The 18,347-nt window shown below is 62.0% G+C and carries 14 protein-coding genes and 1 other RNA gene; 9 read left to right on the plus strand and 6 right to left on the minus strand.

The annotated features are described in order from the left end of the window. Positions 1 to 233 precede the first annotated feature (233 nt). Both HJB82_RS06565 and HJB82_RS06570 read left to right on the plus strand, forming a co-directional pair. Positions 234 to 1,646 (plus strand): FAD-binding oxidoreductase, encoded by a 1,413-nt coding sequence (locus HJB82_RS06565; protein WP_207581087.1) that lies wholly within the window; start codon positions 234 to 236, stop codon positions 1,644 to 1,646. Between the two features lie 210 nt (positions 1,647 to 1,856). Then, positions 1,857 to 5,564, plus strand: a complete 3,708-nt coding sequence (locus tag HJB82_RS06570; protein ID WP_221115772.1) for an AsmA-like C-terminal region-containing protein — start codon at positions 1,857 to 1,859, stop codon at positions 5,562 to 5,564. Positions 5,565 to 5,660: 96 nt separating this feature from the next. On the opposite strand, the gene HJB82_RS06575 is transcribed toward HJB82_RS06570, so the two are convergent. The 4 genes from HJB82_RS06575 to ssrA all read right to left on the minus strand — a co-directional run bounded on the left by HJB82_RS06575 (position 5,661) and on the right by ssrA (position 7,297). Further along, the gene (locus HJB82_RS06575) at positions 5,661 to 5,879 is read right to left on the minus strand and encodes a ribbon-helix-helix domain-containing protein (RefSeq protein WP_207581085.1); all 219 of its coding nucleotides are present in this window, start codon (positions 5,877 to 5,879) and stop codon (positions 5,661 to 5,663) included. A gap of 169 nt (positions 5,880 to 6,048) precedes the next feature. Next, positions 6,049 to 6,243, minus strand: coding sequence for a DUF4169 family protein (locus HJB82_RS06580; protein WP_221139732.1), 195 nt, complete (start codon positions 6,241 to 6,243; stop codon positions 6,049 to 6,051). A gap of 47 nt (positions 6,244 to 6,290) precedes the next feature. Then, a complete protein-coding gene (locus HJB82_RS06585) occupies positions 6,291 to 6,806 on the minus strand; it encodes an SspB family protein (protein WP_207581084.1) in 516 nt (171 codons plus the stop codon). 128 nt (positions 6,807 to 6,934) lie between these two features. Next, positions 6,935 to 7,297: a transfer-messenger RNA gene (gene ssrA, locus HJB82_RS06590) on the minus strand. A 111-nt stretch (positions 7,298 to 7,408) separates the two neighbouring features. Here ssrA and HJB82_RS06595 point away from each other — a divergent pair. The 5 genes from HJB82_RS06595 (at position 7,409) to HJB82_RS06615 (ending at position 12,918) form a co-directional block, all read left to right on the plus strand. Further along, the gene (locus tag HJB82_RS06595; protein ID WP_221139733.1) at positions 7,409 to 8,203 is read left to right on the plus strand and encodes a thymidylate synthase; all 795 of its coding nucleotides are present in this window, start codon (positions 7,409 to 7,411) and stop codon (positions 8,201 to 8,203) included. A gap of 13 nt (positions 8,204 to 8,216) precedes the next feature. After that, positions 8,217 to 8,735: a dihydrofolate reductase gene (locus HJB82_RS06600; protein WP_207581082.1), complete on the plus strand. Its 519-nt coding sequence runs from the start codon at positions 8,217 to 8,219 to the stop codon at positions 8,733 to 8,735. Positions 8,736 to 8,884: 149 nt separating this feature from the next. Then, positions 8,885 to 9,973 carry an FtsH protease activity modulator HflK gene (hflK, locus tag HJB82_RS06605; RefSeq protein ID WP_207581081.1) on the plus strand — a complete coding sequence of 363 codons (1,089 nt, stop codon included), beginning with the start codon at positions 8,885 to 8,887 and terminating at the stop codon, positions 9,971 to 9,973. Positions 9,974 to 9,976: 3 nt separating this feature from the next. Beyond that, positions 9,977 to 10,936: a protease modulator HflC gene (hflC, locus tag HJB82_RS06610; RefSeq protein ID WP_207581080.1), complete on the plus strand. Its 960-nt coding sequence runs from the start codon at positions 9,977 to 9,979 to the stop codon at positions 10,934 to 10,936. A 206-nt stretch (positions 10,937 to 11,142) separates the two neighbouring features. Beyond that, positions 11,143 to 12,918: a Do family serine endopeptidase gene (locus HJB82_RS06615; protein ID WP_207581079.1), complete on the plus strand. Its 1,776-nt coding sequence runs from the start codon at positions 11,143 to 11,145 to the stop codon at positions 12,916 to 12,918. 305 nt (positions 12,919 to 13,223) lie between these two features. On the opposite strand, the gene serB is transcribed toward HJB82_RS06615, so the two are convergent. Beyond that, positions 13,224 to 14,114 (minus strand): phosphoserine phosphatase SerB, encoded by an 891-nt coding sequence (serB, locus tag HJB82_RS06620; protein ID WP_207581078.1) that lies wholly within the window; start codon positions 14,112 to 14,114, stop codon positions 13,224 to 13,226. Here serB and miaA point away from each other — a divergent pair. Further along, positions 14,113 to 15,009 (plus strand): tRNA (adenosine(37)-N6)-dimethylallyltransferase MiaA, encoded by an 897-nt coding sequence (miaA, locus tag HJB82_RS06625; RefSeq protein ID WP_207581077.1) that lies wholly within the window; start codon positions 14,113 to 14,115, stop codon positions 15,007 to 15,009. The two genes, serB and miaA, sit on opposite strands and share 2 nt — an antisense overlap. Positions 15,010 to 15,317: 308 nt before the next feature. Further along, entirely contained in the window at positions 15,318 to 16,220 is a 903-nt protein-coding gene (locus HJB82_RS06630; RefSeq protein WP_207581076.1) for a dihydrodipicolinate synthase family protein, read from the plus strand. Positions 16,221 to 16,284: 64 nt separating this feature from the next. On the opposite strand, the gene HJB82_RS06635 is transcribed toward HJB82_RS06630, so the two are convergent. Further along, positions 16,285 to 18,309: an ATP-binding protein gene (locus HJB82_RS06635; RefSeq protein ID WP_207581075.1), complete on the minus strand. Its 2,025-nt coding sequence runs from the start codon at positions 18,307 to 18,309 to the stop codon at positions 16,285 to 16,287. Positions 18,310 to 18,347 lie beyond the last annotated feature (38 nt).

Consider the following 18,347-nt stretch of genomic DNA (forward strand, 5'->3'; position numbering starts at 1 on the left):
GGCCTATAACAAAGGGGGAATGAAATCTTCTGCCAATCTTAACTGGACAGCCGCTTTGACTTGCCGCATACCCAGCCTGCTGCATAATTCCTTAAATCGGAATCGATTTAAGGATGAAATTATGCAGCAATTTTAAAGTTCTACAGCGTCCTTTGCACATCTGAAAAGACGCGCGGCGCTGTAGCCTGCGGGACACGATACGGTTTCGGCGGAATGGCAGGGAGATTAAAGGGATGGCGCTGAAGGACGCGAAGGCCGGCACACGCAACGAGGCGGGCATCGCCGCCGTGCTCGGTATTCTCAAGCAGAGCTTCGGCGAGCGCTTCCAGACCGGCCAGTCCTTCCGCGAACAGCATGCCCACACGACCACCTACATCCCGCCGCAGTTGCCCGACGGCGTGCTCTTTGCCGAGAGCGCCGAAGATGTGAAGGCGGCGGTCAGGGCGTGTGCGGCCCACAAGGTGCCGGTGATCGGCTTCGGCGTCGGCACCTCGCTGGAGGGCCAGGTCAATGCCGCCAATGGCGGTATTTCCATCGATTTCAGCCGCATGAACCGCGTGCTCGAGGTCAATCCGGAGGACCTCGACTGCACCGTCGAGCCGGGTGTGACGCGCGAAGCGCTGAACATCCATCTGCGCGATACCGGCCTGTTCTTCCCGATCGATCCCGGCGCCAATGCCTCAATCGGCGGCATGGCGTCGACGCGGGCCTCCGGCACCAATGCCGTGCGCTACGGGACGATGAAGGACAATGTGCTTGCCGTCACCGCGGTCACCGCCAATGGCGAGGAGATCCGCACGGCGCGGCGCGCCCGCAAGTCTTCCGCCGGCTACGATCTGACGCGGCTCTTCGTCGGCGCTGAGGGTACGCTCGGCATCCTGACCTCGGTGACGCTGCGCTTGCAGGCGATTCCGCAGAAGATCGCCGGTGGCGCCTGCGCCTTTCCGAGCGTCAAGGCTGCTTGCGATGCCGTCATCATGACGATCCAGATGGGTATTCCGGTGGCGCGCATCGAGCTGCTCGATACGGTGCAGATGCGGGCCTGCAATGCCTATTCCAAGCTTTCCTATGCCGAAAGCCCAACGCTCTTCCTCGAATTCCACGGCACCGACGAGACGGTGCCGCTTCAATCGGCAGCCTTCGCGGAGATCGCGGCAGAATGTGGCGGGGCCGAATTCCTGTGGACCGCCAATGCCGAGGAGCGGACGAAACTCTGGAAGGCCCGCCACGACGCCTATTGGGCTGCAAGGGCGCTGGCGCCTGGGCTTGCCGCACTTTCGACCGATGTTTGTGTTCCGATATCGAGGCTCGCCGATTGCGTTTCCGAAACGCAGGCGGATATCGAGGAGCACCGGCTGCTGGGACCGATCGTCGGCCATGCCGGCGACGGGAACTTCCATGTGCTGTTGTTGTTCGACGATAGACGCGCCGAAGACATCGTCATGGCCGAGAGTTTCGTGCAGCGGCTCAACCGGCGGGCGCTCGACATGGACGGGACATGCACCGGTGAACACGGGATCGGTCAAGGCAAGATGGCGTTTCTGAAACAGGAACTCGGAGGCGCGGTAGATCTGATGCGACAGGTGAAACAGGCGCTCGATCCGGACGATATCTTCAATCCCGGCAAGATTTTCTACCATGGCTGACCGGAATATTCTCCTGAACTTGGGCCTTCGCCCCGGCATCGACAGCGCTAGGGCATTTCCGTTCTCTGCACTTCGGAAATGCTCTGTGTTTTTGTTTTTCCGCAATTCGCTGAGAACATCACTTCGCGCTTTTCCCGGCAAAACCGCTGTGCACTTTTGCTGTAAGTGCTCTAGTGTCGGCACCAGAATCCCGAATGGAGAATCCTTGAATTGGTAGGCCGGTTCCTCGTCTTTCTGGGGGGAGTGATCGTCGTAGCGCTGTTTGTGGCGCTGCTTGCGCCGCTATTCATCGACTGGACGGATTTCCGCAAGAATTTCGAGGATCAGGCGAGCCGCATCATCGGCAAGAAAGTCACTGTCTACGGGACGGTGGATGCGCGGCTCCTGCCGTTTCCGTCGGTCACGCTGCATGATGTGCGCGTCGGCCAGGAAGCGGACGGCACGCCGATCGTCCAGGTCGAGCAGTTCTCCATGGATGCGGAACTCGCGCCTTTCCTGTCGGGAGAGGCGCTGATCTTCGACATGCGCGTCGTCAATCCGAAGGTGCGCCTGAGATTGCTCAAGGACGGCACGCTCGACTGGATGCGCGGCAGCCGCGCCGAAATACCGGCGAAAACCGTCGTTCTCGAAAACGTGCATGTCAGTGGCGGCGAAGTCGAGTTCATCGATGATCAGTCGGGCCGTTCACGCCGCATCACCGGCTTCAATGCGGAAATGTCGGCCAAGTCGCTGGCCGGCCCCTGGCGCATCGAGGGCGATGCGGCCCTTGACGGCGAGCACGGCAGCTTTTCGATCTCGAGCAGCCAGCCGGACGAGAAGGGCGTGCTGCGCATGCGCACGAAGCTTTCGCCGGACAAGCACCCCGTCAGCATCGATCTCGACGGTGAACTGAAGCTCGTCGACAGCAAGCCGAACTATCAGGGCCAGCTTTCGGCAGCGATTGAAAACCGCAACAGTGCCAAGCCCGCCAACAAGAAAGAGCAGCCGCCGCGCGTCAAGGGCCGCTTCGAGCTCACCAACGAACGCATCCGCATTCCCGAATACCGGATGGAGATCGGCCCAACCGACGATCCCTACGTCATAACCGGCGAGGCGACGCTGGATACCGGCAATGAGCCGGAATTCCTGTTGACCGCCGACGGGCAGCAGATCGATGTCAACCGCATCGGCAATCAGGGTGAGGCCGGCAAGACGACGCGCGACGCGGCGGTTTCGGCACGCCAGCGCCTTAATTCGCTGATCGATGTCATCGGCCAGGTGCCGATTCCGCAGGTGCCGGGCAAGGCGAGTGTCAAGCTGCCGGCGATCGTCGCCGGCGATACGACGCTGCGCGACGTGCAACTGGAGTTGGAGCCGGCCGGTACCGGCTGGATGATCGACAGCGCCAGCGGTACGCTGCCGGGGCGTACGCAGGTGGAAGGCAAGGGCAAGCTGCTGCTTCAGGGCGACGCCTCGTTCAACGGCCAGATCGTGGTGGCCTCCAGCCAGCCGACGGGACTTGCCTCCTGGCTTGCCGGCTCGGTCGATCCGGCCATCCGGCAATTGCGGCAGGCGGGCTTTTCCGCCAATGTCAGCCTGACACATGAATTGCAGCGGTTCGAAAATCTTGAAATCGCCATCGGGCCGGCGACCCTGAAGGGCCGGCTGGAGCGGCAGGCGCTTTCCGGCCAGACGCCGACGCTGTCGGTGGCGCTGAACGGTGATACGCTCGATCTCGATGCGCTGCAGGCGCTGAGCGGGCTGATGACTGGCCAGGATGCCGGCGACAACGTGCTGGACCACAAGATTGCCGCCCAGCTCAAGGCCGACAAGTTCACCGCCTTCGGCGTCGATGCCGAAAATGTCGAGACCACCTTCACGATCGCCGACGGCGCGCTTGCCGTCGACCGGCTGTCGATCAAGAACATCGCCGGCGCCGAGCTGACGGCGACCGGCAGGGCGGAAGGCTCGCTGCTCGACTACAAGGGCGCGGGCGAGATCACCTTCAAATCGGCTGATCCCGGCGGCTTCTTCACCATGCTGCGCGAGCACCTGCCGCATCACCCGGTGCTCGACCGGCTGGTGCGCAATGCCGGTTGGTACGGCAATACGGCGCTGCGCGGCGCGCTGACGCTCGGCGGTGATGAAGGCAACGCCCTGACGGTAACGCTGGCGGGCGTCTCGAATGGCAGCCGCGTCAATCTCGACTACCGCATGTCCGATCTCCTGGCGCTGACCGGCAACGGCACGACGAGCCTCGAAACGACGCTCGAAAACGCCGTGCCGTCCGTCTTGTTCGGCCAGGCCGGGCTCGATCCGCTGCCGGTCGATGTCGGCGCCAATGGCCGCCTGACACTGAAGGTGAAGGCATCGGGCAACGATCCTGCCGATGCGGCGCTGACCTTTGCGACCGACCGGACCTCGTTCACCGCCAATGGTAAGGTCGATGTCCGGCCGGAGACTTTCATGAACGGCCAGATCGTGCTTTCGCTCGACAGCGCCGACATCGACCCCTACCTCATCATGAACGGGATCGCCCTGCCGCAGACGGGAACCGGGCTGCCGTTCGGCCTGCAGGTCAATGCCGCCGTCGATAGCGACAAGATCGTCTTTTCCGATCTCAAGGGCCATGCGGCCGACAACGAGTTTTCAGGCGCGCTAAGCTTTGACCGGAAGGCTGCGAAGACGACCGCGTCCGGCGAGCTGAGGCTCTCCAAGGCTGATGCCGGCTGGCTCGGCGAGGCGGTGTTCGGCCAGATCGTCGATCCCGCCAATGGCGCGCTGACGACGGCGCCGCTCGGGTTGCCCGTCTTCAAGGATCTCGACGTCAATGTGAAGCTGACGGCCAAGCAGTTCTGGCCCGGTCTGCCGGAAACGGAGGTCACCGACTTTACCAGCAACGTCGCCTACAAGGGAGACGAGCTGCAGCTCAATGACATGGCCGGCAACTTGGATGGCGGAAAGCTCTCCGGCAATCTGCTGTTCACCAATGCCGATGGTACCGGCTTCCTGCAGACGAAGCTTGCACTTGCCGATTCCGATCTTGCCGGCGTCGTCTGGTTGCGCGACGGCGCGCCGATCGCCAACGGCAAATTCGGATTGTCGCTGTCGATGGAAGCCTCGGGCAAGACGATCGGCGAGATTGCCAGTTCGCTCAACGGTTCGGGCGAACTGAGGCTCGGCGAAACCAGCATACGTGGGCTGAACCTTGCCATCCTTCCACCGCTGCTTGCTGCGACCGACACCATGCAGGAGCAGATCAATGCCGGCAAGGTGCATCCTATCGTCGAGACGCTGCTCAGCAACGGAGAGGCGAAGCTGCCGCCACTCGGCATCCCCTTCAATATCACCGATGGGACATTGCGCGTGCAGAACGTCACCGTCGCCAACGATCTGGCCCGCATCACCGCCGATGCGCAGATCGCGCTGCCGGAGGAGCGGATCACCGCGACGCTGGGCGTCGGGCTCAATCCGGGCACGGAAGCGCTGTCCGGCGCCGAGCCGGCGCTCAGGCTGAATTTTTCCGGCATGCTGCCGTCGCCCGGCAAGACGATGGATGTGACCGATATCACCAGCTATCTGTCGCTACGCGCTTTTGAGCGCGAGCGCCGGCGCGTCGAGCGGCTACAAGCGATCGTGCTCGAAAAGCAGCGGCTGCGGCGCGAGGCAGCACTCTACCGGTTCAATGACGCCGAGCGCGTCAAGGCGGCTGAGATCGAGCAACAACGGCAGGCGGAGGAAGAGCGACTGCGCGCATTGGCGCAGGCAGCGGCGGCGCAAAAGGCTGCTGCCGAGGCTGAGGCTGCACGCACGGCGGAAGCCAAAGCCAAGGCGGATGCGCAGGCGAGGGCTGCCGCCGAGGCGGAAGCGGCGCGGCGCAGCGGGCCGCTGCCCGGTTCGCTCAATTTCGACCAGGTGCCAGGCGTTCAGGCGCAATGAAAATGCATGGGATTTGATTACAGCTCGCGGCTACAGCGCCGCGCGTCTGAAAGACGCGCAAAGGACGCTGTAACGCTTTCGATTCCGATTTAAGAACTATGCAGTAGCGCCGGCTTTCGCCCAAGCGAGCACATGCAGCCGGAGCGCCGAGGACAGGTTGCTGTCTGGCGGCCGATGATCATCGATCTCCGAAATCAGCGCGGCGAGCGGTATAGAGCGGCTTGCGGCGATCGTCTTCAGCTCGGCCCAGAATTCATCCTCCAGCGAGAAACTGGTGCGGTGGCCGTGTAATGTCGCCGAATGCTTGCGGATCATGAAGCGGCTTTACATCTTGATGGGATTGTCAGATCGATTCATGCAAACCGCATAAGTGGCTGATCTCAATGCAGGTCGCCCGGAAGTGTGCAGCAGTTGCGGGACAACGACATGCACAAGACAAAACTTTCAGAGCCCACTCCGGCTGTTCAAGCTTTGCATGAAACCGTCACGGGCCATCGTCATCCGTCTCGATCCGGCCGTCTCGATGCGCCCTGTCAGCCTTTTCGTTCAGGCTGCGGGTGAGCTGCTTTTCGGCCTTGGTGCGGCCGAAGGAAATACGGTTCTGTTCGGCCTGCGTCTCCTTTTCGGAGCGGGCCTGCTTCTTGCGGAATTGGCGCAGATTGACGATTTCGGCACTCATGCGGGGCCTTAATCCTTATGAAAAAGGGAGGCTTGGCCTCCCTTCAATCACTGCTTCTTGCGGAAGGAGTCGAGCGAGACGACCGAACCCGGTTTCTTCTCTTCGCCATCGGCAGGTTTTGCTCCTGCGGCCTCATCCGACTTTCCTGCCGCGTCGACTGGATAGGCGGTGATTTCACCGGACGGCAATTCCTCGCCATCGGCGAGCGGAACGTCGAATTCGAGCTCGAAATTGACGGAGGGATCGTAAAAGCCGCGGATCGCATTGAACGGGATGACCAGCTTTTCTGGAACGTCGGAGAAGGAAAGGCCGATCTCGAAATGCGTCTCGGTGATCTTCAACTCCCAAAACTGATGCTGGATGACGATGGTCATCTGCTCGGGATATTTCGACTTCAGGTGCTGGGAAATGCGTACGCCGGTGGCACCGGTGAGGAAGGTGATGAAGAAGTGATGGTCGCCCGGCAGGCGGCCCGTCGCTCCGACTTCCGCCAAAACCTTGCGGATGACGCCGCGAAGTGCATCCTGTGCCAGAATGTCGTAGCGGATATGATCCTGCCCCATGCTTTTCCTGTCTTTCGTCGGTTCGGAAGTCTTTTCACAAGGTTATATGCCACGTCCAGGCGCCTTGGGAAAGACCGGAGCCGAGTCACGTTTTTAAGCAGCATACATGATTTCGGCGGCAGGGAGAAGGTGAAGGCTTCTGTTGCCAGGTGCCTTCGGACCCCGCCTAGAGGTGCGAACCACTAGGACTTTGATTGAAGTGTCACACCGCGATTAAGCAGCGAGACGAGCTTCCGCATAGTTGTCGTTTGCAACTACAATTTTAGCCCGATAACGGCGGTACAATGCCGAGCAAAAAGACGATCTTTACACCCTTGTCGATCCTGTTTCGCCCCCATCAAAAGCCGGCCTTCGAGGCCGCCGGTTTTTGGTGGAGGCGCCGGGTACCGCCCCCGGGTCCAATAGGCTTATTACACCGCTCATTTATCGCCATAGCCAGCCCGAAAGCTAGCACGGGTGATATAGTGGTTTCCTCAGCCGATGGAAAGGGCAAACGTCATAAAAGCGTTATGCGATCCATCAGAAATATTGGGAAAATGCCTGCCGGCGATTGGTTTCCTGCTGCTAGAGGCTTAAATTAACGCAAACGGAATCAGCGCAACATGAAGCAATATCTCGATCTCCTGACCCATGTGATGGAAAAGGGCTCCGACCGGGGCGACCGCACCGGCACCGGCACGCGCTCGGTCTTCGGCTATCAGATGCGCTTCGATCTCGAAGAGGGCTTTCCCGTCCTCACGACGAAAAAGCTGCATCTGCGCTCGATCATCCACGAGCTCCTCTGGTTCCTGAAGGGCGAGACGAACATCCGCTATCTCAAGGAGAACGGCGTTTCTATCTGGGACGAGTGGGCTGACGAAAACGGCGATCTCGGGCCGGTCTACGGCGCCCAGTGGCGCTCTTGGCCAGCGCCGGATGGCGGCCATATCGACCAGATCGCCAACCTCGTCAAAGGTATCGTCAACAACCCGAATTCGCGCCGCCACATCGTCTCGGCCTGGAATCCGGCCGAGGTCGACGAGATGGCGCTGCCGCCCTGCCATTGTCTATTTCAGTTCTATGTCGCCGAAGGCAAGCTTTCCTGCCAGCTCTATCAGCGCTCGGCCGACATTTTCCTCGGTGTGCCGTTCAACATCGCCTCCTATGCGCTTTTGACGATGATGGTGGCTCAGGTGACCGGGTTGAAGCCCGGCGATTTCGTTCACACGCTTGGCGACGCCCATCTCTATCACAATCATTTCGACCAGGCGAAGCTGCAGCTGGCGCGCCGGCCGAAGCCGCTGCCTTTCCTGCGCATCAACCCCGATGTAAGGGACATCTTCGACTTCACCTTCGACGATTTCGAGCTGATCGGCTACGAGGCCGATGCCAGCATCAAGGCGCCGATCGCGGTCTGATCCGGGATATTTCATGGCTGACATCCGCAAGACCATTATCGTCGCCGTTGCGCGCAACGGCATCATCGGCCGCGACGGCGACATGCCTTGGCGGCTTTCGAGCGATCTCAAGCGCTTCAAGGCGCTGACATTGGGCAAGCCGGTCGTGATGGGCCGCAAGACCTACGATTCAATCGGCAAGCCGCTGCCGGGGCGGCCGAATGTCGTCATCTCGCGGCAGGTGGCGATCGACCATGCTGATGTCTCCATGGCGCATTCGCTGCCGGAGGCGATGACGGCGGCCGAAAGGCTGGCCATCGAAACGGGCGTCGACGAGATCTGCATTATCGGCGGCGGGCAGGTTTACGCCCAGGCGATCGGCCTTGCAGACCGGATGTGCATCACCCATGTCGAGGCCGACCTCGATGGGGACGCTTCGTTCCCCGCGATCGATCCCGACATCTGGCGTGCAGGGGAGTCTATCGCGGTTCCGGCCGGCGAGAAGGACAGTCACCCCACGCGCTTCGTCGTCTATGAACGCCGACACGGCTGAAAATGAACTATTTTCCATTTAAATTGACCAAGTTCCTCACGTTGCGTTGAAAGCCGATGCGGCGATACCTATAACGGTCACCAACGCATCCACCGGTCAGCCCCCACGGTTCCGGATGCGTGGAAGACTTAACGAACAACGAGGTTTTGATGCCCTGGAGCAATCAGAATGGCGGCGGCGGCCCTTGGGGCGGCGGCGGCGGTAATAATAATCAGGGACCATGGGGCCAGGGGCCGAACCGCCCGCGCGGCGGTGGCAGCGGCAAGGGCGGACCGCCCGATCTGGAAGATATCATCCGGCGCGGCCAGGACCAGCTGCGCAACATCATTCCCGGCGGTTTCAACGGCGGCGTCGCGGTGATCGTCGCGGCGATCGTCGCCGTCTTCTGGCTGATCCAGTGCGTCTACGTGGTGCAGCCGGATGAGCGCGGCGTCGAACTGCGGTTCGGCAAGCCGAAGGACGAGATCTCGATGCCCGGCCTGCATTTTCATCTCTGGCCGATGGACTCCGTCGAGACCGTCAAGGTGACCGTGCAACAGCTGAATATCGGGGCGACCTCGGCATCGTCTTCAAACGGCCTGATGCTGTCTAGTGACAAGAGCGTCATCAACGTGCAGTTCGCCGTGTTCTACACGGTCAGTGATCCGAAGGCCTATCTCTTCAACGTCGAAAATCCGGCAGAGACCCTGCAGCAGGTTTCCGACAGCGCCATGCGCGAAATCGTCGGACGGCGTCCGGCGCAGGACGCCTTCCGCAGCAATCGACAGCCGATCGAAGTGGACGTGCTCAATATCCTGCAAGATACGATGAACCGCTACGGCGCAGGCGTGACCGTCACCGGCGTGACGATCCAGAACGTGGCGCCGCCGCGCGAAGTCGCCGATGCTTTCGAAGAAGTGCAGCGTGCCGGTCGCGACCGCGACAGCACGATCGAAGAGGCCAATCGCTACACCAACCAGAAGCTCGGCCAGGCGCGAGGCGATGCGGCGCGAATCCGTGAAGATGCAGCCGCCTACAAGGACCGCGTCGTGAAGGAGGCGGAAGGTGAGGCGCAGCGGTTCACTGCGATCAACGACGAATATGCGAAGGCTCCCGAAGTGACCCGCAAGCGGCTGTTCATCGAAACGATGGAGCAGGTACTGAAGAATTCGAAGAAGGTCATTATCGACGAGAAGCAGGGCGTGCTGCCCTATCTGCCGCTCAATGAGCTCGGCAAGCCGGCGCAGCAGGGAGGTTGAGCCATGACATCGAACAGACTTCCCATCATACTCCTCATCCTCGCCATCGTTCTGGTCGGGCTCTATTCGTCCATCTTCGTGGTGAATGCACGCGAGCAGGCGATCGTCGTCCGCTTCGGCCAGATCCAGTCGGTCAAGACCGAGCCCGGTATCTATTTCAAGCTGCCCTTCGGCTTCATGGATGCCGACCGCGTTCAGCTGGTCGAAAAGCAGGCATTGAGGCTCGATCTCGACAATATCCGCGTTCAGGTCCAGGACGGTCAAACCTTCGACGTCGACGCCTTCGTGATCTATAACATCTCGGATGTTCGCCGCTTCCGCGAAACGGTCTCGGGCGATCGCGAGGCCGCAGAAGCGCGGTTGAGGGCGCAGCTCGATTCATCGCTTCGCCGCGTCTACGGTCTGCGCGATTATAATGCCGCGCTCTCGGAAGAGCGTGTCGCGATGATGCTGGAGATTCGCGACGACCTGCGAACCGATGCCGAAAATCTCGGCCTGCATATCGACGATGTTCGCATCCGCCGCACCGACCTTTCGCCTGAGGTTGCGCCCAACACCTATAACGCCATGCGCTCGGAACGCCTGGCCGAGGCCGAGCGTATCCGTGCCGAGGGTAATGAAGAAGGCCAGCGGCGCCGAGCCATCGCCGACCGCCAGGTTGTCGAGTTCACCGCGGGCGCCCAGCGCGATGCGGAAATCCTGCGCGGTCAGGGCGACGCGGAACGCAACCGCGTCTTCGCCGACGCCTTCAGCAAGGATCCTGGTTTCTTCGAGTTCTATCGCTCGATGGCGGCCTATTCCTCTGCGCTCTCGTCGCAGGACACGACATTGGTGTTGTCGCCCAATTCGGAATTCTTCCGCTATTTCGACAATGCCGCCGGCACCCTGCGAACGCCGACAAATCCGGCGGCGGCAATTCCCGGCGCGGCTGCTCCCGCAGCACCCGCGCAGCCGGCGAACTGACGCCAAGGGATGCCATTCGCATCCTGACAATCCTGGAAGGGTCGGCCCGAGTGCCGGCCCTTTTTCGTGGAAAGGTCGAGATAATCAGGCTTTTGCGAGGGCGCATCATATTGCTCGGGGATTTCGCGAAAAGGTGATTTCACCCTCCATCATTCCGCCTTATGCTGGTGCTCAATGTGCGCATTTACCGCTTATGAGGATGCTTGATGGCCCCCACGACTCGCTCGCCCTTCAGACGAACGCTCGCGCTTATGGCCAGCGCTGCAATTCTTGCGCATGCCGGCATGAACGGGGCCGCCTATGCGCAAACCGCGCCTGAGACGACAGCGCCTGGGGTTGTTGCACCCGCTCCTTCTACTCCGGAAACGGCCGCTCCTGCACCTACGCCGCCTGCACCCTCCGCACCGCAGCAGGCCGCACCGATGCAGGCCTCACCAATTCAGGCCCCAGCAATTCAGGCCCCAGCAATTCAGCCCGGAGTGCCCAACAGTGGTCCGGCTTCGGTTGCCGATCTCGCCGAGGGGCTGCTCGACGCCGTGGTCAACATCTCGACCTCGCAGAATGTGAAGGACGACGAGGGCGCAGGCCCGGCGCCGCGGGCGCCCGACGGCTCGCCGTTCCAGGAATTCTTCAACGATTTCTTCAACAAGCAGCAGGGCAACAAGGGCCCGAACCATAATGTCAGCTCGCTCGGCTCCGGCTTCGTCATCGATCCGGCCGGCTATATCGTCACCAACAACCATGTGATCGAGGGTGCCGACGACATCGAGATCAATTTTGCCAATGGTTCGAAGCTCAAGGCGAAGCTGATCGGCACGGATACGAAGACCGATCTTTCGGTGCTGAAGGTCGAGCCGAAGGCACCGCTGAAATCGGTGAAATTCGGCGATTCCAGCACGATGCGCATCGGCGACTGGGTGATGGCGATCGGCAATCCGTTCGGCTTCGGCGGCTCGGTGACGGTGGGCATCATTTCCGGGCGCGGCCGCAACATCAATGCCGGCCCCTACGATAACTTCATCCAGACGGATGCGGCGATCAATAAGGGCAATTCCGGAGGGCCGCTCTTTAACATGAAGGGTGAGGTGATCGGCATCAACACCGCGATCATTTCGCCGAGCGGCGGCTCGATTGGTATCGGCTTCTCGGTACCCTCCGAGCTTGCCTCAGGCGTCGTCGACCAATTACGCGAATATGGTGAGACGCGGCGCGGCTGGCTCGGCGTGCGCATTCAGCCGGTGACCGACGATATCGCCGACAGCCTCGGGCTCGACACCGCCAAGGGCGCGCTGGTCGCCGGGGTCATCAAGGGCGGCCCCGTCGACGATGGTTCGATCAAGGCTGGCGATGTCATCTTGAAATTCGACGGCAAGACCGTCAGCGAAATGCGCGATCTGCCGCGCGTTGTGGCGGAAAGCACGGTCGGCAAGGAAGTCGACGTGGTGGTGCTGCGCGACGGCAAGGAACAGACCGTCAAGGTCAAACTTGGCCGGCTCGAGGACAGCGATCAGGCGGCAGCATCCGACGATGCGGCGCCCGATGGTTCACAGGATGACGGGGTGATTACGCCTGATCCCGGCGAGAACAACGACATGGACCAGCCGGATTCCGACGATCAGGCGCAGCCCACACCGGGCAAGCCCGACCATCACCAGGGCCAGGTGTCGCCGGATGCGGCAACGCCGAAGAACGTGCTCGGGCTGTCGCTGTCGCTTTTGAGTGCCGAAACGCGCAAGGCTTTCGGCATCGCCGAGAGCGTCGACGGTGTCGTCGTGACGGAGGTGACGCCCGGTTCGGCCTCGGCCGAAAAGGGGTTAAAGCCAGGCGATGTGATCGTCGAGGTGGCGCAGGAGTTCATGAAGTCGCCGGATGCGGTCGCCGCCAAAGTGCAGGCGTTGAAACAGGAGGGCCGCCGCAACGCCCAGTTGATGATCGCATCGGCAAACGGCGATCTGCGGTTTGTGGCGGTGCCGATGGAGTAAGGGGACGGCGGCGGTGACCGTCTCGCTGCCGTGGCCTCGACTTCCTTCATTGACAAGCACTGGAATGAGCGAGGAGAGGGCGTGCCGTGCGGTACCCCCTCTGCCCTGCCGGGCATCTCCCCCACAAGGGGGGAGATCGGATATGGCCTGCGCCTCCTATCTATCGTTTTGCCGTGCTGGACGTTAATTGTTTGGGGAAGCCAGTGCGCCCAGCCGATCTCCCCACCTGTGGGGGAGATGTTCGGCAGGGCAGAGGGGCGGCCACAGTCACACGGGTGAAGGCGGAGAAGTGTGTGTCGCGTGGTTTACGCGGTCACAAAATCCGTCTTCCTATAGCCCTGGACGTAGAGCAGCGCGGTCAGGTCGCCGTGGTCGATGCGCATTTTGGCTTCTGCGGCAACGGCGGGCTTGGCGTGGAGGGCGACGCCGGCGCCGGCGAGGTGCAGCATGCCGAGGTCGTTGGCGCCGTCGCCGACGGCGATTGCTTCTTCCGGCGAAATGCCAAGGCTTGCCGAAATCTCGTTCAGTGCATCGACCTTCGCCTGCTTACCGAGGATCGGTTCGGCGACAAAGCCGGAGAGGATGCCGCCGTCTTCGAGCAGCGTGTTGGCGCGGTTCTCATCGAAGCCGAGAGTGGCGGCGATGCGGCTGGTGAAGACGGTGAAGCCACCGGAGACGAGGGCGGTGTAGTGACCTTTCGACTTCATGGTGGCGATCAGTTCCGGGCCGCCCGCCGTCAGCGTGATGCGCTTGGCGATCACTTCGTCGACGACCGATATCGGCAGGCCCTTCAACAGGGCGACGCGTTCGCGCAAAGCGGGCTCGAAGGCGATCTCTCCGTTCATGGCGCGGGCGGTGATGGTCGCGACCTTCTCCTTCAGGCCAACTTCGGCGGCAAGTTCGTCGATGCATTCCTGGCCGATCATGGTCGAATCCATGTCGGCGATCAGCAGCTTCTTGCGGCGGCTTTCCTGCTCCTGGATGACGAGGTCGATCGGCGCGCCTGATAGGACTGCAAGAATATTGGCCTCGGCCGCTTGCGCATCCATGCCGTCACGCAGCGCGATGTCGCAGGCGATGCCGTCGGCCAGCCAGTAGAGGCCGGCAGCGTTCACCGCCTCGGCCGCCTTTTCGGCGATTGCGGGTGTCAGCACGGGATTTGACGGATTGGCAACAAGCGTGGCAACGAGGGCCATGATGGAAAACCTTCTGAGCACAGTGAACGCGATCCTGATAACCGGGCCGACTGCCAGCGGCAAGTCCGCTCTCGCCGTCGAACTGGCAAAGCGCCATCGCGGCGCGGTCGTCAACGCCGATAGCATGCAGGTCTATGACACGCTGCAGGTGCTGACCGCGCGCCCGTCGGAAGAGGAGATGCAGGGTGTGCCGCATCATCTCTACGGCCATGTGCCGGCGGGTTCCGGTTATTCCACTGGCGCCTGGCTGCGCGATGTCGCGGTGCTGCTGCCGGCGCTCAGAGCTGCCGGCCGGCTGCCGGTCTTCGTCGGCGGCACCGGGCTCTATTTCAAAGCGCTGACCGGCGGCCTCGCCGATATGCCCGAGATACCGGAGGCGTTACGGGAGGAATTCAGGGCGCGGCTGCTGGAGGAGGGGCCGGAGGGGCTTCATGCAGAGCTTGCCGAGGCCGATCCCGCCATGGCGGCAAGCCTCAACCGCCAGGACGGGCAGCGCATCGTCCGGGCGCTTGAAGTGGTCAAGGCGACGGGACGGTCGATCGCCGAATTCCAGGGCCGGTCCGGACCAGTGGTGATCGACGCTGCCCAGGCTCGCAAGATCGTCGTGCTGCCGGACCGGGCGGTGCTGCATGAGCGCATCAACGGTCGTTTCGAAAAGATGCTGCGGCAGGGCGCGGAGGACGAGGTGAAGACGCTGGTGGCGCTTGGTCTGCCGGCCGAGGCCCCTGTGATGAAGGCAATCGGCGTGCCGCAGATTGCGGCGATGCTGAAGGGCCAGATGACGCGCGACGAGGTGCTGGAGAAGGGGGCTGCGGCAACGCGGCAATATGCCAAGCGGCAAATGACCTGGTTCCGCAACCAGATGGACGGCAGCTGGGAACAGCTGACGGTTTAGGTGAGGCGGCGAAGTCGTTCGGCTGTCGCACTTGTGCTGGGTATTGGGCAAAATCCACTTTCATTCTGTGCGGTTGTTCGTGACCATAAGAGCCCGCCTTCGTCGACGGCTCCCGGTCGGTCTCGATCAGGCATATGGTAACCGGGTACTTTGCGATCGCAGGAGATCTGATAAGTGTCATTGGCATAGTCGACATTGGTGCTGTTACCAAAGTCTGCGTCGGCGACCGAGGGAAGTCTTGCCGTGTTTTTCGCCGGTGCCGGATCGCGCCTGTTGTTCTCATGTCGACCGTCTTTTAGGATCGCATCATGTCTGTCGCTTCACCGTTTCATAGCCTTTCGGCCTTTCCGCCGACCCCCGCCGATATAGATGGCCGCGTGGACACCGAATCCCTCTGCCGCCTGCTGGATCGTCTGTGTGACGCAGGCGTCGCTTCCATCGGCCTTCTCGGCAGCACCGGGATCTACGCCTTTCTCACGCGTGAGGAGCGGCTGCGGGCCGTTCAAGCTGCGGTCGAGTGCGTCGCAGGTCGCGTTCCCCTCGTCGTCGGCGCCGGTGCCCTGCGGACGGACCATGCCGTCGATCTCGCCAGGGATGCCGAGGCCGCTGGTGCAGACGCTCTTCTGCTGGCGCCCGTCTCATATACGCCGCTCACCCAGGAAGAAGCCTACCAGCACTTCCTCGCGGTCACGAAGGCGGCGAAGCTGCCGCTTTGCATCTACAACAATCCCGGCACGACCCACTTTACCTTCAGCCGGGACCTTTTGCAGCGGCTCTCCGAGATCGAGACAATCAGGGCGGTGAAGATGCCTCTGCCCGTTGACAGCGATTTCAGAGGCGAACTGGCGGCATTGCGTCAGACGACGAACCTTGAGATCGGCTACAGCGGCGACTGGGGCGCTGCCGAGGCGCTCCTCTCAGGCGCCGACGCCTGGTACAGCGTCGTCGGCGGCTTGTTTCCGCGCGTTGCTCTTGCGCTAACCACAGCCGCGATTGCCGGAGACCGCGCCGAGACGCTCCGGCTCGATGGCCTCCTGCAGCCGCTCTGGAAAACGTTCAAGGATTTCGGAAGCATCCGTGTGGTCTATACGCTGGTCGACGTTCTTTCTCTCGCCCAGGTACAGCTGCCGCGGCCACTCTTGCCGCTTGGGCCGATGGATCGGCAGCGTGTGCTCGACGCTGTCGAGCCCCTGATCGCCTTGGAACGGTAGGGCATGATGTCGTCCGAAAACCGCTACGCTTTTCGGGTCGTACTTTGGAGATCGAGCGCCAGCGTCAATCCTTGTTGTAGAGGCTGCTCAGCGGTTTTTTCAGGATGCTTTCGCGCAGCGACGTGCCGGGTTCCCGGCGGGTGATCGCGGGCTGGTCCGTCGGTGATGCCGGCCGGGGGAAGACCGGCTCCTCGCGGCGCATCTCGCGGCGGAGCGCGTCCAGCCGGGGGTCGATCGCTGGCGGTGCGACCGGGTCCAGTCGCGGTGTCTGCGGCAGCAGTTCGCGCCGGTAGGATTCGAGCGGAGCGGACGACGGCGCAGGCGGCGCGTAGGGTATTGCGTCGATATCCTCGTCGGCTGCATCGGCCTCGTCGGGGCCTGCGGCGGACGCAGCATAGCTCACCTGGAAATTCGAGATGTCGGGTCCGACAGTGACCGCCCGCATGCGGGTGACGATCTTGCGCAGGTCGACCGTATCCGGATCTTCCTCACTGTGTTTGCTGTTGGCGCTGCTCGCCTTCGGCAGCAGGCTCTCGTCGACGCGGGAAAAGCGCATGCGCATCGGTACGCTGATCGCCTCGCCGAAAGCAATCGCCTCACCGTTGCCGATCGAGGAGATGAAACTCGTCGTCGAGATCGACGAGTTCGGGATGGCCGAGCGGATGATTTCCTGGTCTCGGTCGTTGGCAAGGCGCATGGCAAAGAGTGTCGAGCACTGCGACAGGATCGTCTGGTCGAGCTCACCCGGCCGTTGGGTGATGATGCCGAGCGAGACGCCGTATTTGCGTCCCTCCTTGGCGATGCGGGCGATCGCCTGGCGCGTCGGCACGAAGCCGAGGCTCGGATCGGAGGGGATGTAGCGGTGGGCTTCTTCGCAAACGACCAGCATGTGGATGGCGCCTTCGCTCCACAGCGCCACCTCGAAGGCCATGCGGCAGAGCACGGAGGCGACCGAATTGACGACTTCGGAGGGAATGCCGGCGAGCTGGAAGGCGCAGATCGGCCGGTTCTCGCCCGGAACGCGGAAGATCTGCGCGATGGTCTCGGTGATCGTGTCGCTGATCGTGTTGTTGGAGAACATGAAGTGGTAGCGCGGATCGTTGATCGCGGCGATCAGGCGCATTTTCAGCGACCGGAGGAAGGGCTTTTCGGTACGGCCTTCGAGGCGACCGATGCGCTCGTCGATCAGCGCCAGCAGATCGGCCATGCGGTAGGGCACCGGCGTGTCGGCGGTGATGGAACTCTTTTCCGTCGTGCGGCGCACCAGCGAATTGTCACTGCCGCGGAAGGCGCGTTTGGCTTCCGGCAGGATATCGCGCAGCATGTCGAGCTCTTCGGGCACCGGCGGGCGGCCGCGAAAGACGACTTCGGCAAACTCCTCCAATCGCATCAGCCAGAAGGGCAGGTCGAGCGTATCGGTATCGATGGTGACGGCGTGGTTGGGAAAGGCAGCGGCGAATTCGTTATGCGGATCGAGGATCAGCACACGCAGTTTCGGATCCGCCGCGATCGCTTTGTGCAAGAGCAGCGACACGGCCGTCGACTTGCCGACGCCGGTGGAGCCGACGACGGCGAAATGCTTGGAGAGCATTGAGGGGATGTGGATCGCCGCGTCGATACTTTCGTCCTGAGTCAGCTTGCCGATGACGGCGGTCGTGCCCTCTCCCGCATCATAGATGCGTATCAGGTCGGCAGCGCGGATGCGATGGGCGATGGCGCCGAGATAGGGATAACACGAGATGCCGGTCGAGAATTCTTCGCGCCCGTCCTCATCAACACGGACTTCGCCGAGCAGCTCGGTCTCGATTTTGAAATTATTGTCCTCGCCTTCGCCCCAGGCATGGCTGCCGGTGTTCATCTGGTAGACGAGGGCGACGACGCGGTTGCGGCCGACACTGATCGAAATCAGCCGACCGACGGACCAGAGTTCGGTCAGATCGGTGCCGCCTTCTTCGGCGACGGCAGCAATGGTCGCCCGCGAGCCGCTGCACGCAACGACGCGGCCAAGAAAGCGATTTCCCGGTGCATGGCCATCGCGGCGATCGTGCTCGCCTGCCTTGCCAGACACGCGCAAGTCGTTGTTGAGCAAAGGGCTACTCCCTGCAATGGGACATAAGAATAAAGTCC

Source organism: Rhizobium sp. NZLR10, from assembly GCF_019685125.1.
Lineage (GTDB): Bacteria > Pseudomonadota > Alphaproteobacteria > Rhizobiales > Rhizobiaceae > Rhizobium.